Origin of the sequence: Chryseotalea sp. WA131a, from assembly GCA_025370075.1 — a bacterium.
Taxonomy (GTDB): domain Bacteria; phylum Bacteroidota; class Bacteroidia; order Cytophagales; family Cyclobacteriaceae; genus ELB16-189.
The window spans coordinates 3788027-3812786 of sequence record CP073016.1; the positions used below are offsets into that span (position 1 = coordinate 3788027).

The following is a 24760-nucleotide window of genomic DNA, read 5'->3' on the forward strand; positions in this document are numbered from 1 at the left end:
ATTCGGCATCGGTCAGGGTTTGAGTTTGCACGTATCGATTTTTGTGCTTATAAGATTGAGATTTAATTTAAGGACTACTTTTTCACAAGCTTTTGTAACGCTTCGCTCTTTATTATTTGTCCGTGCTTATTGACCGTTTCTTTTTTTACGATGAGGTTATCGCTGGCACTTACATAGGTGCGCACTGTGGTGCTATCTACACGGGCGGGTTCATATGATTGTTTTTCAAAAACATACACTTGCAATTGCTTTTCACCTTTTGCAAAGGTATAGGTTGGAATGATTTCGCGAATGCACATGTTGAATTTTCCGTTGTCGTCTTCGCCATCGCGGCAAAAGCCCGGTCTGTTAAGCTCAAACAATTCGTTGTTAATGATGAGAATATTTTGTCTTCGATAAACGGAAATTACATTGGGTTCATTCAGCTCTTTGTTATCTTCCGTAGTCCATCTGGAAAACTGGTTGCCATCGTATTTTTTTATCAACAAGTTGCGATACATGATTTTTCCATCTTTCTCCTTTACTATATAAGTAGCTTCACTTAGGCCCACTAAGTTCTTGCCTAAATAGATCAAGGCAAAAGGAATGAAAAAGAAAGTGAACAACACATACGAAAAACCTACGAGCCGATATTTGATGGTGAGTTTGCCAAGCCCTATGGCTAATTTAAGAGGTAAATCTTTTATATAGGGTATTGGTAGAAAGATCAATACACCAATGAAGTTGAAAAGAAAATGCGCTAAGGCAATGCTAATGGCAGCATTTGAATTGAATGTGGAGGCGAGAAACGCAGTAACGGTTGTTCCGATGTTGGCGCCTAAAATAAAAGGGGCTGCGGCTTGAAGTTTCACCACTTTTTTGGCCACCAATGGTACGACCAACGAAGTGGTAACGGTGCTTGATCGAATGGCAGCAGTCGTTAATAGCCCCCAGCCAAATGATTTGTAGGTGTTTTTAAAAAAGAATTGTTGAAAGCGTTCGGGCGTGCCAAACCCCATGATGTTAGTAATGATTTTTCGAAAGAAGAGGATCGATCCGAAAAGCAAAGCAATGGCAATAACACCCAATACAAAGCCATTGTTGATTATGCCTTTTAGAAAATGAATGAGTGGAGAGAACAATCCACCCAGCATGGTAAAATCGGTAACCAACGGTCCGTTTGGCTGGGCAAATATTTTCGACAATGAACGAGCCAGTTCAGAGAGGAACCCAAAATAATATTCGAGCGGAAAAAGGATAAGTACGGTGAGGATATTGAAGAAATCATGATAGGTTCCGGCTGCCACGGCTCTTCGAAATTCTTTTCGTTTGGTAATGAAACTCAAAGACACAAGGGTGCTGGTTATGGTAGTGCCCACATTTGCGCCCATGATAATGGGCACTGCGCCTTGCAATGAAATAGAGCCGGAGGCCACCAGAGCGACCACCAATGAGGTGGTGGCTGAACTGCTTTGAATAATGGCGGTAACCAAGAGTCCTATGAAAAGCCCAGTGAAAGGGTTGGATGTTGCTGTTAGAATTACTTCCGTGGCCACGTTGCCCAATTGCTCAAGGGCAGCAATCATCAAATCGAGCGAAAACAAAAAGATGAGCAACGCTGCGATAATGAGTGCCGAGTTGCGCGCATATATTTTCCAACGCGAAGGCTGCGAACCAGAAGGGGTTTGAACAATGGGAGGTAGTACCATGCTTACCTGTAAATATAAGCAGATAGCTGTAATTAGGGTTTTAACTAAAAATTAATTTTAGTAAGTAAAATTTATCATCTCGAAAACACCTCGTACGTAAAGGCAAGTTTTCGGCCTATGAAAATTCGAATCCTAATTAGACCCTTTTCTTTTAGAATAAGATTAAAGTTATAATAACCCTCTTGGTCAACCTTAAGTGGAAAAACTTCCGATCTGAAATGTTTAAAGCTGAATTTTGATTTTGAATACAAATCAACAGAAACTTTTTTTAAACTATCAGGCGGCAAATTAGATGTAAACGCAAACGTAATCACTGAATCTCCTTTCAATTTAATCGACCCTTCCGTTGGTTTATAGTGATTTAGTTTATTAGTAATAAATCCTTCCCCTTTATAAGGGGAATTCAAAAAATATTTTAAGGTAGGCTTGTCAGTAAGTAAAAGCCAATCTGGGTTTTTTGGATAGTGATCTAGCGCAAAGAAAAAGGGGTCGGCAAGAAAATAGTTTTTATTGAACCGTTTTCTAAACTGATTAAAATCTTCGTTTACATAACCAGCAGCCCATGTTGGATCTGATAGGTACCATTTGTTATTGATAAAGACGGCATTCCAAGCGTGGTCAATAACTCCATATCCCATTCTATCCAATTCATTCCTTCCATACCCTGAAATAACTTCGCACGTGATTCCCGCAAATCCGCACATGGTTTCAAGCAGCGATGAATAACCAGAGCAGATTGACTCTTTACCAATGATTAATCTTTTTAAGAGCCTTTTATCAAATCCCTTTTTCCATTTTTCGAGCTTTCTCTTTTTGTATTTGAATTGGTATTCTTTTTTCTTCTTTTCATCATAAAGAACGATATCGTAAGAGATATTATTTGCTATCCATTTGAAAATAGCTCTAAACTTTTCAACGTCAGAGCTCAGATCTTTTGTGAGTAGTGAGGTAAGCTTTTGCTGATCTTTTAAATCAAAATTTTCATACAATGCAGCAATGCTATCTGGTTTTGTAAAATCAGTTGTTTCAAAATCAAGAAATTGAGAAAAGCCAGGTACTGAAGTAAATAGCGTGTAAAAAAGAAAAAAGATTTTTCTCATCATTTGGAATACGCTGTTAATCCAAATTTGAAGAAAAGTAACAGCCCATTAAAAAGATTTTGTTACTCTTGAGATAACTGTTGAACCGCCATCCACGCCATCAGCCCGGGGCCGATTTTCAACGCGTCTTCATCAATATTGAAAGTAGGGGTGTGGACGTACGAAGTAATGCCTTTTGCCTCGTTGCGTGTGCCCAACCGATAAAAAGATGCAGGAATGACCTGCGAGTAGTAAGCAAAATCTTCTGACCCAAGTGTTTGCTCGATGTCCACCACATTTTCAACACCAACATATTGCACAGCTGCTGCGCGGATGGCCTTCGTCAGTTCAGGATTGTTTTCCAAACAGGGGTAGCCGTGGTGAATATCCACTTCACATTTTCCGCCCATGCCTTCGGCTATGCTCTCGGCCATTTTCTTTATTTTTTTTAATCCATCGGCACGCCAGATTTCATCCAATGTGCGAAAAGTACCAGCTATGTTTACTTCGTTGGGAATAATGTTTGTAGCGCCCATGGCAGTGATTTTTCCAAACGTAAGCACGGTGGGTTGTTTAGGGCTTGCATTGCGACTAATTACTTGCTGCAATGCTATGATGATGTGCGAAGCAATTACTACCGGATCGATGGTCAACTCAGGCGCTGCACCGTGTCCACCTTTGCCTATTACTTTTAGATAAATCTCATCACTGCTGGCCATGTACTTGCCTTCGCGAAAACCGATTTTGCCAACGGGCAACAGTGGAAATACATGCTGACCAATAATAGAAGTAGGAGAGGGGTTTTGCAAAACACCTTCTTTGATCATGATCGATGCCCCCCCTGGGTTTTTTTCTTCTCCGGGTTGAAAAATCAATTTCACTGTTCCTTCCCACTGCGATTTTGTTTCATTTAAAATCTTAGCCGTGCCCAATAGAGAAGCGGAATGAACATCGTGCCCACAGGCGTGCATCACGCCATTGTTTTTTGATTTGTAATCGATCTCGTTTGCTTCGGTAATGGGCAACGCATCAATATCCGCACGGAGAGCTATTATTTTTTTGCTTGGATTTTTTCCCTCGATCAGCACCACCACACCTGTGTTCGCTATAGCTTTTTGTGGATGTAAGCCAAACTCTTTTAGTTTTTGGGTGATGTAGTTGGCCGTATTAAATTCTTGATAGGATAATTCAGGGTTGGCATGCAAGTGCCTGCGGAAAGCGATAACTTCTTGCGCATACTGTTTGGAGAGTTTTTGAAATGTGGAGAGCAATACCATGGAATATTATTTAATCATGATTCGCTCGGGAACCAAACTGGCCGAAGAAAAAATCCGCTTGAGCTTTACTAAATCCCTCTGTGCCTCAATGCGTGTAAAATATTTTCCCACCGTTACCCTAAACTTAGGCTGTTGATATTGAATGCTAGGAACGAAGCTGCTATTCTCTTCCACCAATGTCTTTTGCACCTTTAAGGCATCGTCTTTTTTCTGACCTGAATAAATTTGGATAGTGTATCCGTCTACAAACTTGCGCGTGAGGTTAAAGCGATCGATGCTATCCAAGACAAAATCTACTTTTTCGTTGACATTGTATTTGGGAGGAATGTTTTCTTGCCGAGTGCTTTGAATGAGGGTATCTTTTTTCTTAGCTACTAAAGTTACTTTTGGTCGTAATGAAGAAAGATCTTCGTAATAGGGCTTAGCCGTTTTTTGAGCTTGGCAGGAGAATGATACTAAAAAGAAGAATATAGGAGTTAGTATATAGTATATAGGAGACTTCAAAGGCGGTCTTCTATATACTATCTCCTGTCTCCTGTCTCCTTTTCTTTTCATTGCTCAATCACAATACATCTTCCCGCACTAATATCGTCTTCAACTTTTTTGTACTTCACATCTTTCAACACGCGTCCATCAGGGTACTGCACTGTTACTTTATCATTGCGGTTGGCGATCTTTTCTGATTTCACGGGCATTACTTTTTCTTCCGTGCGCTGTTGTGTGTTTTGGTTGGCTTCTCCTCCTCCTTGCAAAAGCGAACGCGACTCCTCTTTTTTCTCGCTCAGCTTTTGTCTTTTTTGCGCACGTGCCTCTTGCACTTGATCCGAGTCTTGCACAGGTATGTCGCCTTTCATCAAAAACGAAACAGTTTCTTGGTTTACTTTTGATACAAAACGCTTGAATGCCTCAAATCCCTCGAACTTATAAATCAACAACGGGTCTTTTTGCTCGTACACTGCGTTCTGCACCGATTGCTTCAAATCGTCCATATCGCGCAAGTGTTCTTTCCATTGCTGGTCAATGATGGCGAGTGTAATCATTTTCTCCATCGACTTGATCAGTTCAGAATTCTTTGTCTCAACACATTTTTTCAAATTGGCGGCTACGCCAATTTGTTTGGTGCCATCCGAAAAGGGAACAAGAATATCTTGAATGGTAGCCCCCCGTGTTTTATAAATATCCAGTACGATGGGCATTGCTTTTTCAGCGGCCAATTTGTTTTTATGATTGTATTGCTGGAGCGCTTCATCATACAATCGCTCGGTAAGAATGCGTTGATCTAGCTTTTTAAATTCTTCATCGCTCACTTGAAAATCAATGCCCAACGTACTTAACAAACTAATTTTAAATTCGTCTAAATTCTCACCGGCTTTTACGTTGGCCACCATGTCTTCGCACGTATCGTAGAGCATGGTGAGAATGTCCAATTGCAATCGCTCACCAAACAGTGCATTTTTTCTGCGTTTGTAAATCACTTCGCGCTGCGAGTTCATCACGTTATCGTATTCCAATAATCGCTTACGGATTCCGAAGTTGTTTTCTTCTACTTTTTTCTGTGCGCGTTCTATCGAGTTTGTTACCATCGAATGCGAAATGACTTCGCCTTCTTTCAAACCCAATCTGTCCATGATGCGGGCAATGCGCTCAGGCATAAACAAACGCATCAAGTTATCTTCCAACGAAACATAAAAGGTGGAACTGCCTGGGTCACCTTGGCGACCTGCACGACCACGCAACTGCCGATCTACCCTGCGTGATTCGTGACGCTCCGTACCGATGATGGCCAAGCCACCCGCGGCCCTCGACTCAGGTGTTAGTTTGATATCCGTACCACGGCCGGCCATGTTGGTGGCAATCGTTACGGTGCCCGGCTTGCCCGCTTCCGCCACAATCTCTGCTTCCCGCTGATGCTGTTTTGCGTTCAACACATTGTGTTTGATTTTCTTCATCTGCAACATGCGGCTTACCAACTCCGAAATTTCTACGGAGGTAGTGCCGACCAACACAGGTCTGCCTGCTGCCGTTAGTTTTACGATTTCGTCAATGACGGCCGTAAACTTCTCGCGCATGGTTTTGAAAACTAAATCGTCTTGGTCTTTGCGGGTAGTGGGTTTGTTGGTGGGAATGACCACCACATCCAATTTGTAGATGTCCCACAACTCACCCGCTTCTGTTTCGGCAGTACCTGTCATGCCCGCTAGCTTATGGTACATGCGGAAATAATTTTGAAGTGTGATGGTGGCGTATGTTTGGGTGGCATCTTCCACTTTCACATTTTCTTTGGCTTCAATGGCTTGGTGCAAGCCATCGGAATACCTGCGGCCATCCAATACGCGCCCTGTTTGTTCATCTACAATTTTTACTTTGCCATCTACAATGATGTACTCCGTATCTTTTTCAAAAAGTGTGTAGGCTTTTAGCAATTGATTGATGCTGTGGATGCGCTGCGATTTAACCGAATACTCGCGAATGAGTTCATCTTTCTTCTGCATCCGTTGTTCTTCTATCAGCGAAAAATCCTTTTCGATTTTGTTCAGTTCGATGCCAATTTCTGGAAGAATGAAAAATTGCCTGTCTTCGCCTTCGCCCGTAATCAGGTCAATGCCTTTTTCGGTAAGGTCTACGCTATTATCTTTTTCGTCAATGACAAAATACAAGGGAGCATCTGCCACGGGCATTTCCTTTTTATTGTCTTGTAGATAAAAGTTTTCTGTTTTTTGCAAGATGGCCTTGTTGCCCGTTTCGCTCAACATTTTGATGAGCGGTTTGTATTTCGGCATGGCGCGGTAGGCACGGAAGAGTGCAGTGCCACCTTCTTTTTCGTTCCCTTCGCCAATCATTTTCTTCGCATCATTCAGATACTGATTGATGAGTTTTTTCTGCGCCTCTACTAATTTATTGATGCGTGGTTTTAAATCGTAGAACTCGTGTTCATCACCGCGCGGAACTGGACCAGAAATAATTAACGGAGTGCGGGCCTCATCGATCAACACGCTATCTACTTCGTCCACCATGGCGTAATGATGACCGCGCTGAACCAATTCTTCGGGGTCGCGGGCCATGTTGTCGCGGAGATAGTCGAAACCGAATTCGTTGTTTGTGCCATAGCAAATATCAGATTTATAAGCATCTCTTCGTGCAATGGAGTTAGGCTCATGTTTATCGATACAGTCTACCGAGATTCCATGGAATTGGAAGATAGGGCCCATCCACTCGCTATCTCGTCTTGCGAGGTAATCATTCACTGTCACAATGTGTACACCCCGTTTGGCCAAGGCATTTAAAAAGGCCGGAAATGTTGCCACCAACGTTTTACCTTCACCCGTAGCCATCTCGGCTACTTTGCCTTCATGCAAGGCAATGCCACCAATGATTTGCACATCGTAGTGCACCATGTCCCACGTAATCAAATTACCTGCTGCCATCCATTGACGGCTCCATTGTGCTTTATCTCCTGAAATTTTTATGTTGGCATGCTTGGCAGCAAAAATTCTGTCAGATTCCGTAGCTGTAACTTCGAGGAATTCGTTTTCCTTAAATCGCTTGGCTGTTTCGCGAATAATGGCGAACGCTCTTGGCAATACTTCTAACAGCACTTTTTCCAACTCTTTGTTGCGGTCTTTTTCGATCGCATCGATTTGGTTGAAGATGGCTTCCTTCTCGTTGATTTCACGGTCAGGTTGGTCGGCAATTTGCGCATGCAAATCGGCCAATTGGTCATCAATCGGTTTTAGTTTTTGATTGATTTCAGCTTGAATATCCAACGTGTGCTGACGGAGTTGGTCGTTGGAGATAGTAATCAGTTTTTCGCCCTCTTTTTTAGTCTCCTCCACTAAAGGCATCATGCGCTTGATGTCTTTGTCTGATTTGGTGCCGAAAATTTTGGCAATAAGTTTTAGCATAAAGTAGTCAATAGTCGGTGGCCAATAGTTGAGGGCAGTGAACACCACTGCCTTTGGCTTTGGCCGAAAAGTCCGAAAGTTAAGGATTTACGCTTTGCAATTATAGTTCCACGATCCCCTCAAACACCTTTTTGGCAGGATATTTTTAAGGTAGGTATGCCTGAATGGCTTGAATTTGATAAGAACTTAGTCGTCTGTTAATTCGCTTATCGTCTTTGGGTTTCTGCTAGTGTGGAAAATGTCAAGCACTAATATTGCTTCAGAAGTTACTTCATAGATAATTTTATAGCTCCAAATCGCTTTGAATCTATAGTTTCCTTTTTGACTTTTTAGATTCGGTTCTTCGGCAAATTTCTCAGGAAAGGCACTTAAAGAATTTGCTAATTCTACAATCTTTTTTCTTACACGAACTGCTTGAGCTTGAGATTCTCGTTGTTTGATATAATAATAGATGCTCTTTAACGATTGTTTTGCCTCATTATCCCAAATTACTTTGAGTTTTTTTTTCACCATTTTTCCATCTCCATCTCTAAGTCTTCTTGGGTAGTAAAGCTTCCAGCTTTTATTCTAGCTTTTGCCTCAGTGACCCTTTTTTTTAGAGTATTGACAGACATTGGGTTCCCTTTTTTTGTGAAGTCTTCTGAAGAATATTCTTTAGCGACAGAATGAAGTATTTTTAATAACCGGCTATCGCCAAGTTTGATATAGTCTTTGAGTTCTTCTCGGATTTGTGTTGTGCTCATGTTCAAATTTAACATTCTGTTACTCTAATTCAAAACTTCCCTCAAACACCTTTTTGGCAGGGCCGATCAAAAAAATGTCTTTAAAAGCGACCTGTTGGCCTATTGTAAACTCGACAGAAAGTTCGCCCCCGGGGGTTTTGATTTTAATGGGCGAATTATAACCTTTAAACGAAGCGGCCAAGGCAGCGGCCGTTACGCCCGTTCCACACGAAAGCGTTTCGTCTTCTACTCCGCGCTCATAAGTGCGAACTAAAATCTCATTAGGTTGTAATTCCACAAAGTTTACATTCGTGCCTGCGGGTTTGTATTTTTCGTTGTAGCGAATGGATTGTCCTTCCTTAAACACATTTACTTTTTCGGTTTCGCGAACGAATTCAATGTGATGAGGGGAACCCGTGTTGATGAAAATGGTATCGCCTTCTTTTTTCACATCACGCACATCATTCATTTTTAGTCGCACGTTTCCATTGGCCAGTAGGTGGGCTTCGTGTTCACCATCGTAGGCATTAAATTTTGTGTGACCACTTATAATACCAAGTGCTGCAGCCATTTTCACTGCTGCGCGACTGCCATTGCCACAAAGGCTTGGCGATCCATCGCGATTGTAGTACACCAAATTAAAATCCAGTGTTGGATGTTTTTCAATCAGCATCACACCATCGGCACCAATGCCAAACTTGCGGTCGCACAGCTTACCGATTTGCTCTGCAGACAGCGAAACATTCCCATCACGATTATCAATCAAAACAAAGTCATTGCCCGTGGCTTGGTATTTATGGAAATGGATTTTCATGTCGGATGTTGGATATTGAATGCTAGATGCAAGTACCAAGTATCTAGCATCAAGTTTACTTCACTTCTTCATAGTCAACATAATCGCCACCTTTAATAGTGCCATTGCGTTTGTCTTTTTTTGGCCCTTCCGGTTTGCGTGGTTGTTGATTGCGATATTGTTGAGAGGCCGCTCCCGCCCGAAAAAACAATCCGCCTACTTTATACAAGATGTAGGCCACCAGGCCCAATATGATGAGAAACTTCATCGTTTCACTTTTTTATTGATTGGGGGCAAAGATAATGTTTTCGGTATTAATCTAGTTGCCCTACTGGCAAATCGGATGATCACCACATTCCTTGACTACATCTCCATCCCAATACAACCACCCAAAAAGATTTTCGATATCGCTGTATCCTTTCAACTAATTTGAAGTATAGACTATCATACAATTACCTATCTTGTTTCAGGAGTTAAGCTAATCCCATCTGTTATGCTGAAAAATTATATCAAAATTGCTTTTCGCGGTTTGATCAAACAAAGGGTTTATACTGCGATTAATGTTATTGGGCTGGCGGTAAGCATCACGGCTTGCTTGCTCATTGCATTGTTTGTGAAAAACGAACTTTCTTATGACCGCTTTTTTCCGGATGCTGATCGGATATATAAAATGGTATTGGAGAGAAAGTACCCCGGCCATTCAACCTTCTATGCTTCCATTCCTCATTCGTATGCCACGGTAATCCAACGCGATTTTCCTGAAGTGGAGAATACCTTACACATGGGTGGCACTGGAAAAGATTCAAACATCAAATACAAAGTAAACGATAACGAAATCAAAACTTTTGAGGAGGATTATTTCATGTTTACCGATTCAGCCTTTTTTTCATTTTTTGACGTTGGCTTGTTAAAAGGCGATAAAAAGACTGCGCTTGCAATACCCAATCAAGTCATTCTTTCTGAAACTACAGCACAACGCTATTTTGGAAAAGATGAGCCAATTGGCAAAGTAATTTCTGGTGACTTTGGAGAGCTTAAAGTAACAGGGGTTTTTAAAGATGTGCCATCCAACTCGCATTTACGATTTGATGCCATGGTTTCCTTCTCTGCTACCGAATTTAGGAAAACAGAAAATTTTATCACCTTCGATGCCTATACGTATATCAAGTTAAAACCAGGCGCTTCCGCAAAAGCCTTAGAGTCAAAATTTCCTAAGATGGTTGACACTTATGCTGCTGGTCAAATTGAACGAGAGTTAGGTCAATCGTGGCAAGACTATAAAAAAGCAGGAAACGGCTATCGGTATTTTTTGCAATCGCTTCCCTCTATTCATTTAGATCCAACAAACATTGAAGGTACTAGCACGCCAAGCGGAAATCGAAATCATGTTTATGCTTTGATTTTTATTGCCGCTTTGATTCTATCCATCGCGTGTATCAACTTCATGAACCTAGCTACTGCTCGCTCGGCCGAGCGTGCTCGTGAGGTGGGTGTAAGAAAAGTGATGGGCTCGCTTAAAAGTCAATTGGTGACCCAATTTCTCACAGAGGCCACGTTACTCTCCTTGATCGGTACGTGTCTCGCCATCTTGGGGGCTTATTTATTATTGCCTTCGTTTAATTTGTTGGTTGAGAAAAACCTTCCATTTGTTTTTGGTATAGAAATTATTTTCGGGTTGATTGCCATTGTTCTTTTGGTGGGAATATTTGCTGGGCTTTATCCAGCTTTTGTATTGTCAAGCTTTAATCCTGTCACCGTAATGAAAGGAAATTTTACAGGCAGTGCCAAGGGATCGTGGCTACGAAACGGATTAGTGGTTTTTCAATTTATGATTTCCATTGTGTTGATTGTAAGCACCATTGTTGTTGGTGGGCAAATGAATTTCATTCAAAAGAAGGACCTTGGTTTCAATAAAGAAAAAGTGCTGATGATTGATCGAGCTTGGGCATTGCAAAAAAATGGAGAAGCCTTTAAAGAAGAAATCAAGAAAATGCCAGAGGTGGCGTCTGTGACAGGCACCAGTTCGCGTGTAGGCAACCGCAACGATGTGTTTGGACAGATGTTTCAACCACAGGGTAGCAACGAAGTGCTCACCGTTAAGTCCATGATGGTGGATGATGACTTTGCCGAGATGATTGGTTTTACCTTAGCAGAGGGGAGGTTTTTCAGTAAAGAAACAACCGACTCCCTTCACATTTTGCTCAATGAATCGGCCATTAAAACCCTTGGGCTTACGGATCCAGTAGGCCGGAAGCTTTCTAACACCGATCTATTCCAGGGAGATTCGGCAAGAGCCAACACACGTCTTTTTACGATTATCGGGATTGTAAAGAATTTTCATTTTCAGTCGTTGCATGATGAAATCACTCCGTTGGTCATGTTCAACACAGAAGTTTTTGGACGCTATGCCAATCCAAATTACATCGCAGTAAAATTGAAATCGGATAATACTCAATCAACGCTAGCAAAAATAGAAAGCAAGTGGAAGGAGTTGGCACCCGAACGACCATTTCATTATGAATTTTTGGATGAAAACCTTCATCAAAATTATTCCGAAGAGCAACGTTCAGGTAAAATCTTTTCTGTCTTCTCCAGCTTGGCTATCATCATTGCGTGTGTTGGGCTGTTTGGGCTTTCGGCCTACACCACCAGCCTGCGCACCAAAGAAATTGGCATACGAAAAGTAATGGGTGCATCGGTGGGGAGTGTGCTTATTTTATTGTCGAAAGACTTTACTAAACTAGTGTTCATTGCATTTGTACTGGCCACACCAGTGGCTTGGTGGATGATGACTGTGTGGCTGAGTGGTTTTGCTTACCGCATTGAAATGGGACTTGGTTCTTTTGTTTTAGCAGGAAGCGTTGCGCTGTTGATCGCATGGCTCACGGTAAGTTATCAATCCATCAAGGCAGCTATTGTTAACCCCGTGAAGTCGTTGCGGAGTCAATAGCTAGTTTATATCGCTTTTTCTTGAGGAGAGATTGCTTGGTTTGGTTCAATTAGCTAATTTAGCCAAACAATTTTTACTCATGGATTATTTCTCTACCATCATTGGGCTATACTATATAATAATTGGTGTCGATGGCAACATCAGCGAAAAGGAAGTTGTGCTTGGCAAAAAGATGACTAAGGCCGAGGGCTTTGAAGAAAATAGGTTCGAGTCCACCATAGCGCTCTATCAAACGCTAGATTTCGGTAAGTTGTATAAAGATACGTTGGTGGGGCTACGCAAATTGTCAACCGAAAGGCAAATCCGGTGTATTTCATGGATGTGCGTTATTGCCAACTCCGATGGTTTCATGGACAAGCGCGAGTGGGAACTGATTTATAAGATCTATCATACGGAGTTAGCGCTATCGCTAAATGAAATTATGAAAGCGCAGCGTGAACTGAATAAAATCCTTCACGGAAAAGATTTTTTGTCTTTTGGGATAAAGACGGATTAATCCACGACTGGTCGCCAAAAGTATTTCTTGATAGCGCGCATAGGCAGTAGGGCCGTGATTTGCCCGCAAAAGACTTTTTTTTGTTACCTACTCAAATACAAATTCCTTTCATTATAGATATTGAGGAAGTAGTCGTCCATCAAATCATCAATAAAGTAGATCGCTTCACCAGTTGATTTCATCTCAGGGCCGAGCTCTTTGTTTACATCGGGGAATTTGCTGAACGAGAACACGGGCACTTTTATCGCGTAGCCTTTTTTGGTGGGGTTGAAATTAAAATCTTTCACCTTGCAATCGCCCAGCATTACTTTGGTGGCGTACTTCACATACGGCTCATCATACGCTTTGCAAATGAATGGCACTGTGCGTGAAGCACGTGGGTTGGCTTCAATAATGTACACTTTGTCATTCTTGATGGCGAACTGAATGTTGATCAACCCCACGGTTTTCAGCGCAACAGCAATGCGCTTGGTGTAATTTTCAATTTGCTTGATCACAAAGTCGCCCAGGTTGTAAGGCGGCAACACCGCATAGCTATCGCCTGAATGAATGCCGGCTGGCTCAATGTGCTGCATGATGCCAATGATGTACACATCTTCGCCATCGCAAATTGCATCGGCCTCGGCTTCAATGGCTCCATCCAAAAAGTGATCGAGCAGTACCTTATTTTCAGGAAGGTGTTTCCAAATATCAAGAATATGGTGCTCAAGTTCTTTTTCGTTGATCACAATCTTCATGCTCTGCCCACCCAACACATACGAGGGACGAACCAGCAGCGGGAAACCAATTGTTTTGGAAACTTCGAGTGCTTCATCGGCATCGGTGGCCACACCAAAATCTGGATACGGAATTCCCAACTCTTTTAACAAGGTTGAAAAACTTCCGCGGTCTTCGGCCAAGTCCAACGCCTCAAACGAAGTGCCTAAAATTTTCACGCCATACTTATGAAGTTTTTCCGCCAACTTCAATGCCGTTTGTCCGCCCAACTGCACAATCACACCTTCGGGTTTTTCGTGCTGAATGATGTCCCACAGATGTTCCCAGAAGACTGGCTCGAAGTACAATTTATCGGCAATGTCAAAATCGGTGGAAACCGTTTCAGGGTTGCAGTTGATCATGATGGTTTCGTAGCCCAACTCTTTTGCAGCCAACACACCGTGCACGCACGAGTAGTCGAACTCGATTCCTTGTCCAATTCGATTCGGGCCAGAGCCCAATACAATTACTTTTTTCTTTTCCGATACGATTGATTCATTCTCGGTATCAAAAGTAGAATAATAATAAGGCGTCTTTGCTTCAAACTCAGCGGCACACGTATCTACCAATTTGAATACGCGGTTGATGCCCATCTCTCTGCGCTTTAAGTGCACTTCGCTTTCGAGGCAATCCATCAAGTGTGCCAACTGACGATCGGCATAGCCTTTTTCTTTGGCCGTGCGCATGAGCGAAACAGGAATGGTATCAACTTTATATTTTTCGATTTCTTTTTCTAATTCAACTAAATCCCAAATCTGCTCCAAGAACCATTTGTCAATCTTGGTCAGTTTTTGAATGGTTTTCATCGAGATGCCGAGCTTCATCGAATCATAAATATGGAAGAGACGGTTCCAGCTCGGATGCTCGAGGCTATACAGCAAATCATCTTGCTTGGTCAACTCTTTTCCATCGGCACCTAAACCATTTCTTCTGATTTCTAAACTCTGACAAGCTTTTTGCAGTGCTTCCTGAAAATTCCTTCCAATACCCATCGCTTCGCCTACCGATTTCATTTGCAAGCCTAGCTTGCGATCAGCACCGTGAAACTTATCGAAATTCCAGCGCGGAATTTTCACGATCACGTAGTCGAGTGCAGGCTCAAAGTAAGCAGTAGTTGTGCCCGTAATCGCATTCTTCAACTCATCTAAGTTATAACCAATAGCCAACTTGGCCGCGATTTTTGCAATCGGGTAGCCCGTAGCTTTTGATGCGAGTGCTGATGAACGAGACACACGCGGGTTGATTTCGATGCCGATGATTTGATCATCATTATCTGGATTGACAGAGAACTGCACGTTGCAACCGCCTGCAAACTTACCGATGCCATTCATCATTTTAATGGCGAGGTCGCGCATGTGTTGATACACGGTGTCGGGCAGCGTCATCGCGGGTGCTACCGTAATCGAGTCGCCCGTGTGGATGCCCATCGGGTCAAAGTTTTCGATCGAGCAGATGATGATTACGTTTCCTTTTCCATCGCGCAGTAACTCCAACTCATATTCTTTCCAGCCCATAATGCTCTGCTCCACCAACACCTCGTGGATGGGTGATGCTTGCAAGCCACGGTTCAGTGCTTGATCAAAATCTTCTGGCTTGTTCACAAAACCTCCACCCGTTCCACCCAAGGTAAATGAGGGACGAATCACCAACGGAAAGCCAATTTCCTGCGCAATTTCTTTTCCTTTCAAAAACGAAGTGGCCGTAGAGCCTTTGCATACACCCACGCCCAACTCCAACATCTTCAACCGGAATTTCTCGCGGTCTTCGGTGGTTTCAATGGCTTTGATGTCAACGCCAATAATTTTCACACCGTAATGCTCCCAAATACCTGCCTTATCGCACTCGATGCATAAGTTCAATGCCGTTTGCCCGCCCATGGTAGGCAGTACGGCATCGATGTTGTGTTTCTCCAAAATTTCGCGGATGTATTTTTTCTCCAGCGGCTTCAAATACACATGGTCGGCCGTCACCTTATCGGTCATAATCGTGGCCGGGTTGGAGTTGATGAGGATCACTTCGATGCCCTCTTCGCGCAGCGAGCGAGAAGCTTGTGAACCTGCGTAATCAAATTCGCAGGCTTGACCAATAATAATAGGGCCGCTGCCGATAATCAGTACGGAGCGAATGCTTCTATCGCGTGGCATAGAGTAGTGGTTGGATAAATCTCGCAAAAATAACAAGTCAATCGTAGCTATCCGCACACTCTGGAAATTAATTCATTTTATTTTTAATGACTTAGCTTTTGGATAGACAAATCGGCTCAAGCAAGGTCTTTTACAATGCGAAGGGAATGCTAACTTGCTTCTTTTATATCTACTCCAAATTAAATGGCAGAAGCTAATCCATACGCGGTACTCGCAATCAAAGACTTCCGGTTTTTTATTGCCGCGAGGTTGTTGGTAACGTTGGCCATTTTAGTGCAGGCGGTGGTGGTGGGTTGGCAGGTTTACGAAATCACAAAGGACCCTCTTTCGCTTGGCTTAATTGGTTTGGCAGAAGCCATTCCTGCGATTACCGTTTCCTTATATGCAGGGCATCTAGCAGATATTGTTGAGCGAAAAAAGATTATTGTCGTGTGCCTGGTCACGCTCGTGCTGTGTTCGTTCGCGCTGCTTTTTTTTACCGTTGATATGGGGGCGTTCATTTTGGCCAATGGTGCCTTGCCTATTTATGTGGTGATTTTTGTGAGTGGTATTGCCCGCGGCTTTTTGTCGCCCGCCAATTTTTCGTTTATGCCACAATTGGTAAGTCGTGATTTATATCAGAACGCCATTGTGTGGAATAGTACCTTGTGGGAAGGTGCGGCCGTGGGTGGCCCCATTTTGGGTGGGTTGATTTATGGATACTTTGACATTACCACCGCTTACGCAATGGATGCTGCATTGATGGTTGGGGGCTTACTTTGCATCATTCTTATTCCCAACCGTCCTCTTCCCCCGATTAGTGAAGAGCAAAATGTGTTTGAAAAAATAAAAGCGGGAATCAAATTCGTATTTCAAAATCAAATCATCTTGGGGGCCATCACCCTCGATTTGTTTGCCGTGCTATTTGGTGGTGCAGTGGCATTGTTGCCGATTTTTGCCAACGAGATTTTGCATGTAGGCAAAGAAGGGCTGGGCTTTCTTCGCTCGGCCCCTGGCATCGGGGCGGTTTTAATGGCGGTGTACATCACACGCAATCCCATCCAAAAAAACATGGGAAGGATTTTGCTGTGGTGCGTGGCCGGATTTGGCGCGTGCATGATTGGCTTTGGTCTCTCTACTTATTTCTGGCTGTCCATGGCTTTATTAATATTGAGCGGCATGTTTGACTGCGTAAGTGTGATTGTTCGCAGCACCCTGATCCACACACTCACACCCGAAAACATGAAGGGAAGGGTATCGGCTGTAAACAGTATTTTCATTGGCTCCAGCAACGAGATTGGTTCGTTTGAATCGGGTGTTGCTGCAAAACTTTTGGGTGTAGTTCCTTCCGTGATCTTTGGTGGTGTGATGACCCTAGGCGTGGTGGCCGTTACCGGATGGAAGGCGGTGAAGTTGAGAAGGTTGGATAATGTAAAATAGCAAAGTTCGCCCTTAGTTGATCGGGGCTATTTTTCTGATTCTATTATTGAAGGTATCGCAGACATAGATATTATTGCTGCCATCTACAAACAATCCTGTGGGTTTGAAAAATTTGGCTTCATTGCCAAAACCATCCTGATATCCCGCAACGCTTCCCGCAACTAATTCAATTTGCCCCTGGTTATCTATTTTGATAATAGTATCGCCATTTACAGTGTAAATATTTCCTTCTCTGTCTATTGTTAATCCACCATTAAGCTTTAGGCTTTCTTTAGATATCAAAGTTGAAACATTGCTCGTGGTAGAACGTCTGATCTTGCTACCCAATGAAAACTCAGTGAATATGAGATTTTTTTGGTTATCCGTTGTAATTTTAAATGGAATAACTTTCGCGCTTTCTGTTGGACCATCCACAGAGCTAAAGCTACCATCACCCGTAAACACCTTTATCGTTCCTGATAAATCTACACTTTTTATTTGCCCGATATCTACAACAAAAAGAGAGTTGTCAACCAATGTTATTCCAAGTAGGGCAGAAAATATTGATGCATTCATAGCCCCACATAGTGTTGTAACATTTCCGTTCAAATCTACTTTTCGGATGAATCTATAGTCAGCAACATAAAGATTGTCGGCATCATCCATTGAAATTCCACTGATTCGCTGATTGAATTTTGCAATCCCTGTAGCTCCATCACCATGCCCATATGTACTACTACCGGCATAAAGAGAAACGTTACCATTGATATCTATCTTTCGAATCACAAAGTTATCTGCAATAAATAAATTGCCCTTTTTATCCATTGTAAGTTCCTCTGGCTGACTAAAGGATGCCTGTAGACCATTCCCATCTTTAGTTCCAAAAAGCCCACTACCAGCAACGGTACTTACTTGATAGGATTTGAGAATATTAAAAATGGCTGGATTCGATCTCTTATCTACAAGAGAAACAGAAATTAATTTTGCTCCCACAGTTAGTTTCTCCGGGATCCTTATAAACAGCTTATTTACAGCAACAGAATCAACTTTTCCTTCAATTTGATCAAAAGAAACGGAGATTTTATTTTTATCAGATCCAAAATTTGAACCGGTAATAATTAATTGGCTACCGATGAAGCCAGAATCTGAGCTGAGTGTAAATATTACAGGCTCTTTCAATACAGTTTCCTTCTCGCAAGAAACTATTAGAAGGAACAGCCAAAAGAAACAATTGAATTTTACTTTCAACATAAATCAAAGATAAGATTTCCTTTATCAAGTAAAATACCCAATCGTAGAAAATTGTGATTTTTATGGGTATTTATCCTACCTTCATTGTAAAAACCTTGAAACCATGTCATCCCGCAGATCCTTCTTTAAAAAATCCATCGGCATAGCCGGTGCCGCTTCCCTTACTTCGATTGCAACGCAAGCAAAAGCAGAAGACATTTCTGATGCGTTGTTTGAACTGAACAAACTTTTGCCCGAGGAAGCGGCCACGGATGAAGACCTCTGGGCACGCATGGCGCAAGCTTACACCGTTTCGCCCAATATTTTGAATCTTAACAATGGCGGGGTAAGTCCGCAACCCAAAGTAGTGCAAGATGCGGTGGATCGTTACTACCACCTAAGCAACGAAGCGCCCACGTATTACATGTGGCAAATTTTGGATAAAGGTCGCGAGCCGTTGCGCAGAAAATTGGCCGACTTGGCGGGTGTCTCTCCTGAAGAATTGGCCATCAACCGAAATACCACCGAGGCACTGGGTACATTTACGTGGGGAATCGACTTAAACAAAGGCGATGAAATTGTAATGACCAAGCAGGATTACCCCAACATGATTCACGCATGGAAGCAGCGCGAATTGCGCGAAGGGGTGAGAATCAATTGGATCAATTTATCGCTGCCTGTCGATAATGACGAAGTGGTTTTGAAAGCCTATATCGATGCTACAACTTCCAAAACCAAGATTTGGCACATCACACACTTACTGACTTGGACGGGCCAGATTTTACCGGCCGCTAAGTTGTGTGCCGAGGCACGTAGGCGCGGTATTATTTCAATTGTAGATGCCGCGCATTCTTTCGCTCATGTCGATTATAAAATTTCTGATTTCAATTGCGATTACTTTGGCACCAGCTTGCACAAGTGGTTGTGCGCTCCGTTCGGCACAGGCTTGATGTACATCCGTAAAGACAAGATTGAAAAAACGTGGCCGCTGTTCCCTACCGACAAACCTCAGAGTGCGGACATCCGAAAGTTTGAAGCGTTGGGCACACGATCTTTTGCACCCGAGCAAGCCATTGGGCAAGCCATCGATTTTCACAATGCCATTGGTGCCAAAAGAAAGCAAGAGCGACTCCATTACTTAAAAAAGTATTGGTGCGAGGCCGTCACCAAAAATCCAAGAGTGAAACTTCACATCTCACTAAAGCCAGAGTATTCGTGTGCGCTCGGCACATTCAGTATTGATGGCATCGCTCCAGGTGATATCGCTTCGAAACTATTTGCCGATTATCAAATCCACACCGTTTCCATTGTTTGGGAAAATGTAAGTGCCGTGCGCGTTACGCCTCACGTGTACACCACAACAAAGGACTTAGATCGGTTTATTGAAGCAGTGGGGAAGATTGCGGGTTCTTAAAAAGAACTAATTTTTATACTATGCTCGGCCTCCGCAATCTCATCGTTTGTGTTTGTGCAGTGGTGCGATTTCGAAGCCGCGTCTTGTCCACGTGCACAAAATTTTATAAAATAAATATACTTCAATATTACTAGCCCCGCCACCATTGCGCAAACATACTGTTGGTAGCTGTAGGCCCTGCTCCGAACTTCTTTCGTAGCCTTGTCTTTCGTCACCCTTTAGTGTTAGATTACTCTTTATAATTCAGTCGTGCGGTGGGGCATTTTTCATCGGCTACTTTGTCCACGTACACTAAGGTGAGCAAACTTATTGGCTGGCTTTGACTGTGCGTTGAATGTGCTGCCAGGCAATGTGTGTACGAATTTTAGAACATTACATTCCAATTTCTTTTCTCATTAATCTCTTTATTTCATCGTATAAAAAAATCAGACGTTCTTGGTCTGTTTTTGAAATCAATGATTGAAGTTGTTCTTGTGCTGTTGGGTCAAACATATTAATGGTTGATAGCATACTGGTATAGCTATCGGATATTCTTTTATTTAAGTCTCTATACTCCTCAACTAGTGAAAGCATCTGTTTGCTGCATACTAAAGTCAACTGGTTAATCTCATTTGAATATATCAACCAGCCACGCATGCTTTCATTCGTAAAATATGAAAGCTTATTACCCATTTCAATTAACGTTTCATTGCTATTCTCAGGGTCTCGTAATATTGCTGCCGTAGTTTCTGCAGACACTTTCATTATTTCTCCAAAATTTAGTCTTGATGAATAATGAGCCTCATCCATTTTGTTTAAAAAGTTCTTATAAGTATCTAGTCTTATTGTTTTAAGATTGTCTTTCTTCTGATAGTATCTATTTACGAAAAACCATATAACAACACCAATCCCTGAAATTAGTAGAGCTAAATCAATTGGCTTGAATTCTATTATCTCTTTCCACCACTGCATATTATAAAGTATCGATTTTGTTGCAAATCATATTAATATGGTCCAGACCGTAAAGAAGTTTACCTTCATCAATGGTCATCCATTGAAATAGTTGCAGCAATAGGGTGTAATGCTGACGTGCATAGGTAGTGCTTTTCACAGGTTGTCCCGAGATAAAGCATATTGGCTCATGATGAGCTATCCTATTTCTTATATTATTGACTTTTGAGAGTTGATTGAATACAAAGGATGCGTTGTACTGCATGCCCGGTGTACTTTGTGGTTTAGCAGGAAAAATTGCTAGTAATGATTGGCCTGCTAAGAGAAATTGGTGTGGAGCAAACATATAGCGCCAGAAACCAAAGCCTAATTCAGCTACCAACTTATTATGCGTGTAATTCGCGTTTAATTTCTGAATGGCTTCATTAATATTATCAGCTGTCAGCCTGCATCTCTGATTATCGAACATTCCGCCAGTTGATGCGGCTTCCCGTAGCCAATTGTTACCATGAATGGTTAGATAGTGTTGGTCAATTGAATTTCTTAGCGCTATTTCAAAGCAACTGATGATTGTAAACAATTCCTGCGAAAGCTGTAGATTTTTGCGGTATAATGTCATTGCCCTTTTGGAGTTGTTATTACAAGCAGCTAAATAACGCCCCATCCGGGTAGTAGACATGATGTTTTCGAACTCGCTATACTTCACTTTTTTGAAACTTTTTTGAATTTTATACGATTATAGTGATACATTTGCAACATCTTATTCCCGGTAGTCCCTGAAGCAATTCAAACTATCGGGTTTTGTTTTTACAAGGTGTCTTAATTCTTTAAAAGTCTCAATTTTCGACCATATTTCCCCATTTTTTAGCCCTTAAATGTGATTTGAGAATTTGGCTCTTGCCATAGCTTTGGTGTCGCAGTGGGTTTGCGTGGCTATGGAGGAGTTGTTCACTTGTCCACGTGGGAAAACTTTGTTACTAGAATGTCAACCGTAAGTTTTTGAAACACAAATTTGTCCGGGCCCTATTGCTACCAACTCCAAAGTACCCGCACTCGCCAAAGCGAAAGAGTGGTATTCCCACGCCTTTGAAACCCAACGGGCAAGATCCTGACCAATCAAATACAGCAAAAGGGGAAACGGCCATTACCTATTGGGGCGTAGAGGATAACCACAAAGAATTTGATAGGCTGCTCAAACTTGGTGCAACCGAACATTCAAAACCGACTAATGTTGGTGGTGAGATGATGGTAGCCACCGTAAAAGACCCGTGGGGGAATGTGATTGGGCTTATTAATAATCCAGGGTTTAGTCCTTCAACGGATAATGCAAACGATGATTCTGAATCAGCTTCCTGCTAAAAGAAACGATTAAGAATGCAATAGCGCTTTCCATCATTCTATCCGTGCCAACCTGTGAATCAGCGGCCATAATTTTCCAAAAAGGTTTTTTTCGGAAACATTAATTGATAGTTTTGCAGTCCAATTGAAAGCCTTAGTCTTTTTTGCGATGAAAATGCCCTTTTTAAGATTAAAAACAGCGATTTTGGCCCTTTTGGCCATTCTTCTTTTCAGCGCAACACAACCCGCTTTTGCTTCGGAATCGGATACCACTAAAACGGAAGCTGCCTTTAACGCAAGCGAGGTAATTTTGCACCACGTTAAAGACGACCATCAATGGCCGCTGACACATCATTTTATTATTCCCCTGCCCATTATTCTATATTCTTCGGAAAAGGGACTTGATATTTTCATGTCAAGTAGATTTTATGACGAGCACCATAATCCTGTTGAGTATAACGGATACAAATTGGAGCATAACCACATCAGTATGGTAGGCGATGAGGGGCATGTATTGGATTTTTCAATCACTAAAAATGTGGCGATGTTGCTAATCAATGCAACGCTTTTGCTATTGTTATTAACTGCAGTTGCCAGAGGGTATAAAAAGAATAAGGGCAAAGCTCCTTCTGGTGTTCAATCCTTCTTCGAACCAATTATTCTATTTGTTCGGGATGAAATCGTAAAACCGAACATTGGCGAAAAGAAATTTGAGTTTTACCTGCCGTATATGCTCACGCTTTTCTTTTTCATTTTGTTCGGAAATCTATTGGGTTTATTACCAGGAGCAGGAAATCTTACTGGAAATATTGCAGTTACGATGACCTTGGCGGTATTGACTTTCCTAATCACAAACTTTAGTGGGAACAAAAATTATTGGGGACACATTTTTTGGACTCCGGGTGTTCCTCTTTGGTTGAGGGTGATAATTCTTCCTGTAGAAGTGGCTGGTTTATTTACCAAGCCATTCTCATTGATGATTCGTTTGTTTGTGGCCATTACGGCTGGTCACATTGTAATACTTGGTATTATTTGCCTCACGTTCATATTTAAGAGTTTTGCTGTTGGCTTTGGGGCATCTTTAATTTCGGTTTTTATTAATATGATTGAGTTGTTGGTTGCAGGGATTCAAGCATATGTTTTCACGATGTTCTCGTCACTCTACATTGGTATGGCCGTAGAGGAACATGACCATCATTAATTTGATTTAAGATACCCTCCATGTGGAGGTTTTTGTTTCACTTATAAATTTAAAGTTATGTTAACAGTAATCTTAGACATCTACTTAGCTGTAATGGGCGCTGGTATCGGTGCTGGTCTAGCTGCAATTGGCGCTGGAATTGGTATTGGTCGTATTGGTGGTTCAGCTATGGAGGGTATGGCTCGTCAGCCAGAAGCTGCTAACCGAATTCAAACTGCGATGCTTATCATTGCTGCTTTGATTGAGGTGGCTGCTCTGTTTGCACTGGTTATTGCCTTCATCGTAGCAACTAACGCTAAAGTCTAAAGAAAGAAAAGAAAAGCTCCGACAATTGGTCGGAGCCTCTTTTTAAACGTAGCATAAAAGAAAAAAAATTATGGATTTATTATTACCCGACTCAGGCCTTATATTTTGGCAAACAATAATTTTCGTAGGCCTCTTTATTTTATTATTCGTTTTCGCATGGAAGCCAATACTTGCTTCTCTAAAAGAAAGAGAGCAATCCATCCAATCCGCATTGGATGCTGCCGAGAAAGCGAAAATCGAAATGGCTTCTTTAAAATCTGACAACGAGAAATTGTTAAAGGAAACCCGTGAAGAGCGCGATAAAATTTTGCGTGAAGCGCGTGATGCAGCCAACCGTTTGCACGATGAAGCACAAGCAAGTGCCAAGAAAAATGCTGATAAAATCATTGAAGATGCGAAGGCCGTTATTCAGACGGAGAAAGCAGCAGCGTTGCGCGATGTAAAAGCACAAGTGGCCATGTTCTCCTTGAATATTGCCGAGAAGCTTATCAAGAAAAACCTCTCGGACGATAAGGCGCAGAAAGAATTGACCGATACGTTTATCAAAGACCTGAAATTAAATTAATCCATGGCGCACTCACGCGTAGCTTCCCGATATGTAAAATCTCTGCTCTCGCTGGCCGAAGAGCAAAAGGTGTTGGACCAGGTGCATGCCGACATGCAGTTGTTGGATAGCGTATGCAAAAGCAGTAGAGATTTTTCGTTAATGTTAAAGAGCCCAATCATCAGGCATGATAAAAAGCGCGATATTTTAGAAGCTATTTTTAAAAACAAAGTCCATAAAATAACGATGGCCATCATCGATATTTTGACGAAAAAGAATCGTGAGCCATTGCTTCCAGAAATTGCGGCAGAGTTCCATCAAGCATATAATGTTTACAAGGGCATTCAGAAAGCGACCATTACCACCACGGTGGCGATGGACAATGCTACCCGCGCGGAGATCGAAGCAATCGTGAAAAAATTGAGCGACAAAACACAAGTAGAAGTAGTGCAAAAAGTTGATAGCAGCTTGATTGGTGGCTTTGTGTTGAATGTGGGCGACAAACAAATTGATGCCTCCATTAAAACCAAGCTTAAGACATTGAAAGTAAAGTTTAGCGAGAACCCTTATATAAAAGAGTTCTAAAATCGTA

The 24760-nt window shown here is 42.1% G+C and carries 22 protein-coding genes; 9 read left to right on the top strand and 13 right to left on the bottom strand.

Going from position 1 to position 24760, the window contains the following annotated elements:
- Positions 1 to 74: 74 nt before the first annotated feature.
- The 9 genes from KA713_17405 to KA713_17445 all read right to left on the bottom strand — a co-directional run bounded on the left by KA713_17405 (position 75) and on the right by KA713_17445 (position 9729).
- Complete coding sequence (locus KA713_17405; protein UXE66209.1) at positions 75 to 1688, bottom strand: Na/Pi symporter; 1614 nt, start codon at positions 1686 to 1688, stop codon at positions 75 to 77.
- A 74-nt stretch (positions 1689 to 1762) separates the two neighbouring features.
- On the bottom strand, positions 1763 to 2791 hold the full coding sequence (locus KA713_17410) for a hypothetical protein (GenBank protein ID UXE66210.1): 1029 nt from the start codon (positions 2789 to 2791) through the stop codon (positions 1763 to 1765).
- Positions 2792 to 2850: 59 nt separating this feature from the next.
- The gene (locus KA713_17415) at positions 2851 to 4044 is read right to left on the bottom strand and encodes an amidohydrolase (protein UXE66211.1); all 1194 of its coding nucleotides are present in this window, start codon (positions 4042 to 4044) and stop codon (positions 2851 to 2853) included.
- Between the two features lie 6 nt (positions 4045 to 4050).
- Positions 4051 to 4599: an SPOR domain-containing protein gene (locus KA713_17420; GenBank protein ID UXE66212.1), complete on the bottom strand. Its 549-nt coding sequence runs from the start codon at positions 4597 to 4599 to the stop codon at positions 4051 to 4053.
- Positions 4596 to 7946 (bottom strand): preprotein translocase subunit SecA, encoded by a 3351-nt coding sequence (gene secA, locus KA713_17425; GenBank protein UXE66213.1) that lies wholly within the window; start codon positions 7944 to 7946, stop codon positions 4596 to 4598. The genes KA713_17420 and secA overlap by 4 nt, the downstream gene beginning before the upstream one ends.
- A gap of 186 nt (positions 7947 to 8132) precedes the next feature.
- Positions 8133 to 8459: a type II toxin-antitoxin system RelE/ParE family toxin gene (locus KA713_17430; GenBank protein ID UXE66214.1), complete on the bottom strand. Its 327-nt coding sequence runs from the start codon at positions 8457 to 8459 to the stop codon at positions 8133 to 8135.
- Positions 8453 to 8689, bottom strand: coding sequence for a hypothetical protein (locus KA713_17435; protein UXE66215.1), 237 nt, complete (start codon positions 8687 to 8689; stop codon positions 8453 to 8455). Before KA713_17435 ends, KA713_17430 begins: the two co-directional genes overlap by 7 nt.
- Positions 8690 to 8708: 19 nt before the next feature.
- The gene (locus KA713_17440) at positions 8709 to 9482 is read right to left on the bottom strand and encodes a diaminopimelate epimerase (GenBank protein UXE66216.1); all 774 of its coding nucleotides are present in this window, start codon (positions 9480 to 9482) and stop codon (positions 8709 to 8711) included.
- Between the two features lie 55 nt (positions 9483 to 9537).
- Positions 9538 to 9729, bottom strand: a complete 192-nt coding sequence (locus KA713_17445; GenBank protein UXE66217.1) for a hypothetical protein — start codon at positions 9727 to 9729, stop codon at positions 9538 to 9540.
- A 225-nt stretch (positions 9730 to 9954) separates the two neighbouring features.
- On the opposite strand from KA713_17445, the gene KA713_17450 reads away from it, so the two are divergent.
- Together KA713_17450 and KA713_17455 are read left to right on the top strand one after the other, a co-directional pair.
- The gene (locus KA713_17450) at positions 9955 to 12411 is read left to right on the top strand and encodes an ABC transporter permease (protein ID UXE66218.1); all 2457 of its coding nucleotides are present in this window, start codon (positions 9955 to 9957) and stop codon (positions 12409 to 12411) included.
- A 79-nt stretch (positions 12412 to 12490) separates the two neighbouring features.
- Positions 12491 to 12907, top strand: coding sequence for a hypothetical protein (locus tag KA713_17455; GenBank protein UXE66219.1), 417 nt, complete (start codon positions 12491 to 12493; stop codon positions 12905 to 12907).
- A gap of 83 nt (positions 12908 to 12990) precedes the next feature.
- On the opposite strand, the gene carB is transcribed toward KA713_17455, so the two are convergent.
- Positions 12991 to 15807 carry a carbamoyl-phosphate synthase large subunit gene (gene carB / locus KA713_17460; protein ID UXE66220.1) on the bottom strand — a complete coding sequence of 939 codons (2817 nt, stop codon included), beginning with the start codon at positions 15805 to 15807 and terminating at the stop codon, positions 12991 to 12993.
- Between the two features lie 183 nt (positions 15808 to 15990).
- Here carB and KA713_17465 point away from each other — a divergent pair, with 183 nt between their 5' ends.
- Positions 15991 to 17226 carry an MFS transporter gene (locus tag KA713_17465; protein ID UXE66221.1) on the top strand — a complete coding sequence of 412 codons (1236 nt, stop codon included), beginning with the start codon at positions 15991 to 15993 and terminating at the stop codon, positions 17224 to 17226.
- 12 nt (positions 17227 to 17238) lie between these two features.
- Here KA713_17465 and KA713_17470 read toward each other — a convergent pair whose 3' ends face one another.
- Complete coding sequence (locus tag KA713_17470) at positions 17239 to 18456, bottom strand: IPT/TIG domain-containing protein (GenBank protein UXE66222.1); 1218 nt, start codon at positions 18454 to 18456, stop codon at positions 17239 to 17241.
- A gap of 103 nt (positions 18457 to 18559) precedes the next feature.
- Here KA713_17470 and KA713_17475 point away from each other — a divergent pair, with 103 nt between their 5' ends.
- Positions 18560 to 19849, top strand: coding sequence for an aminotransferase class V-fold PLP-dependent enzyme (locus KA713_17475; protein ID UXE66223.1), 1290 nt, complete (start codon positions 18560 to 18562; stop codon positions 19847 to 19849).
- A 372-nt stretch (positions 19850 to 20221) separates the two neighbouring features.
- Here KA713_17475 and KA713_17480 read toward each other — a convergent pair whose 3' ends face one another.
- Both KA713_17480 and KA713_17485 read right to left on the bottom strand, forming a co-directional pair.
- The gene (locus KA713_17480) at positions 20222 to 20800 is read right to left on the bottom strand and encodes a hypothetical protein (GenBank protein UXE66224.1); all 579 of its coding nucleotides are present in this window, start codon (positions 20798 to 20800) and stop codon (positions 20222 to 20224) included.
- 1 nt (position 20801) lies between these two features.
- A complete protein-coding gene (locus KA713_17485; GenBank protein UXE66225.1) occupies positions 20802 to 21485 on the bottom strand; it encodes an Abi family protein in 684 nt (227 codons plus the stop codon).
- 293 nt (positions 21486 to 21778) lie between these two features.
- On the opposite strand from KA713_17485, the gene KA713_17490 reads away from it, so the two are divergent.
- The 5 genes from KA713_17490 to atpH all read left to right on the top strand — a co-directional run bounded on the left by KA713_17490 (position 21779) and on the right by atpH (position 24753).
- Positions 21779 to 22138 (top strand): hypothetical protein, encoded by a 360-nt coding sequence (locus tag KA713_17490; protein ID UXE66226.1) that lies wholly within the window; start codon positions 21779 to 21781, stop codon positions 22136 to 22138.
- Positions 22139 to 22286: 148 nt separating this feature from the next.
- On the top strand, positions 22287 to 23318 hold the full coding sequence (atpB, locus tag KA713_17495) for a F0F1 ATP synthase subunit A (protein ID UXE66227.1): 1032 nt from the start codon (positions 22287 to 22289) through the stop codon (positions 23316 to 23318).
- A gap of 78 nt (positions 23319 to 23396) precedes the next feature.
- Entirely contained in the window at positions 23397 to 23624 is a 228-nt protein-coding gene (atpE, locus tag KA713_17500) for an ATP synthase F0 subunit C (protein ID UXE69179.1), read from the top strand.
- Positions 23625 to 23694: 70 nt separating this feature from the next.
- Positions 23695 to 24189: a F0F1 ATP synthase subunit B gene (gene atpF / locus KA713_17505; protein ID UXE66228.1), complete on the top strand. Its 495-nt coding sequence runs from the start codon at positions 23695 to 23697 to the stop codon at positions 24187 to 24189.
- Positions 24190 to 24192: 3 nt separating this feature from the next.
- Positions 24193 to 24753, top strand: coding sequence for an ATP synthase F1 subunit delta (gene atpH / locus KA713_17510; GenBank protein UXE66229.1), 561 nt, complete (start codon positions 24193 to 24195; stop codon positions 24751 to 24753).
- Positions 24754 to 24760: the final 7 nt, after the last annotated feature.

What these genes read in the sequence shown, in the direction of transcription:
- KA713_17405 (UXE66209.1), bottom strand. Translation starts at nt 1,688, where the DNA reads ATGGTACTACCTCCCATTGTTCAAACCCCTTCTGGTTCGCAGCCTTCG.
- KA713_17410 (UXE66210.1), bottom strand. Translation starts at nt 2,791, where the DNA reads ATGATGAGAAAAATCTTTTTTCTTTTTTACACGCTATTTACTTCAGTA.
- KA713_17415 (UXE66211.1), bottom strand. Translation starts at nt 4,044, where the DNA reads ATGGTATTGCTCTCCACATTTCAAAAACTCTCCAAACAGTATGCGCAA.
- KA713_17420 (UXE66212.1), bottom strand. Translation starts at nt 4,599, where the DNA reads ATGAAAAGAAAAGGAGACAGGAGACAGGAGATAGTATATAGAAGACCG.
- secA (UXE66213.1), bottom strand. Translation starts at nt 7,946, where the DNA reads ATGCTAAAACTTATTGCCAAAATTTTCGGCACCAAATCAGACAAAGAC.
- KA713_17430 (UXE66214.1), bottom strand. Translation starts at nt 8,459, where the DNA reads ATGGTGAAAAAAAAACTCAAAGTAATTTGGGATAATGAGGCAAAACAA.
- KA713_17435 (UXE66215.1), bottom strand. Translation starts at nt 8,689, where the DNA reads ATGAGCACAACACAAATCCGAGAAGAACTCAAAGACTATATCAAACTT.
- KA713_17440 (UXE66216.1), bottom strand. Translation starts at nt 9,482, where the DNA reads ATGAAAATCCATTTCCATAAATACCAAGCCACGGGCAATGACTTTGTT.
- KA713_17445 (UXE66217.1), bottom strand. Translation starts at nt 9,729, where the DNA reads ATGAAGTTTCTCATCATATTGGGCCTGGTGGCCTACATCTTGTATAAA.
- KA713_17450 (UXE66218.1), top strand. Translation starts at nt 9,955, where the DNA reads ATGCTGAAAAATTATATCAAAATTGCTTTTCGCGGTTTGATCAAACAA.
- KA713_17455 (UXE66219.1), top strand. Translation starts at nt 12,491, where the DNA reads ATGGATTATTTCTCTACCATCATTGGGCTATACTATATAATAATTGGT.
- carB (UXE66220.1), bottom strand. Translation starts at nt 15,807, where the DNA reads ATGCCACGCGATAGAAGCATTCGCTCCGTACTGATTATCGGCAGCGGC.
- KA713_17465 (UXE66221.1), top strand. Translation starts at nt 15,991, where the DNA reads ATGGCAGAAGCTAATCCATACGCGGTACTCGCAATCAAAGACTTCCGG.
- KA713_17470 (UXE66222.1), bottom strand. Translation starts at nt 18,456, where the DNA reads ATGTTGAAAGTAAAATTCAATTGTTTCTTTTGGCTGTTCCTTCTAATA.
- KA713_17475 (UXE66223.1), top strand. Translation starts at nt 18,560, where the DNA reads ATGTCATCCCGCAGATCCTTCTTTAAAAAATCCATCGGCATAGCCGGT.
- KA713_17480 (UXE66224.1), bottom strand. Translation starts at nt 20,800, where the DNA reads ATGCAGTGGTGGAAAGAGATAATAGAATTCAAGCCAATTGATTTAGCT.
- atpB (UXE66227.1), top strand. Translation starts at nt 22,287, where the DNA reads ATGAAAATGCCCTTTTTAAGATTAAAAACAGCGATTTTGGCCCTTTTG.
- atpF (UXE66228.1), top strand. Translation starts at nt 23,695, where the DNA reads ATGGATTTATTATTACCCGACTCAGGCCTTATATTTTGGCAAACAATA.
- atpH (UXE66229.1), top strand. Translation starts at nt 24,193, where the DNA reads ATGGCGCACTCACGCGTAGCTTCCCGATATGTAAAATCTCTGCTCTCG.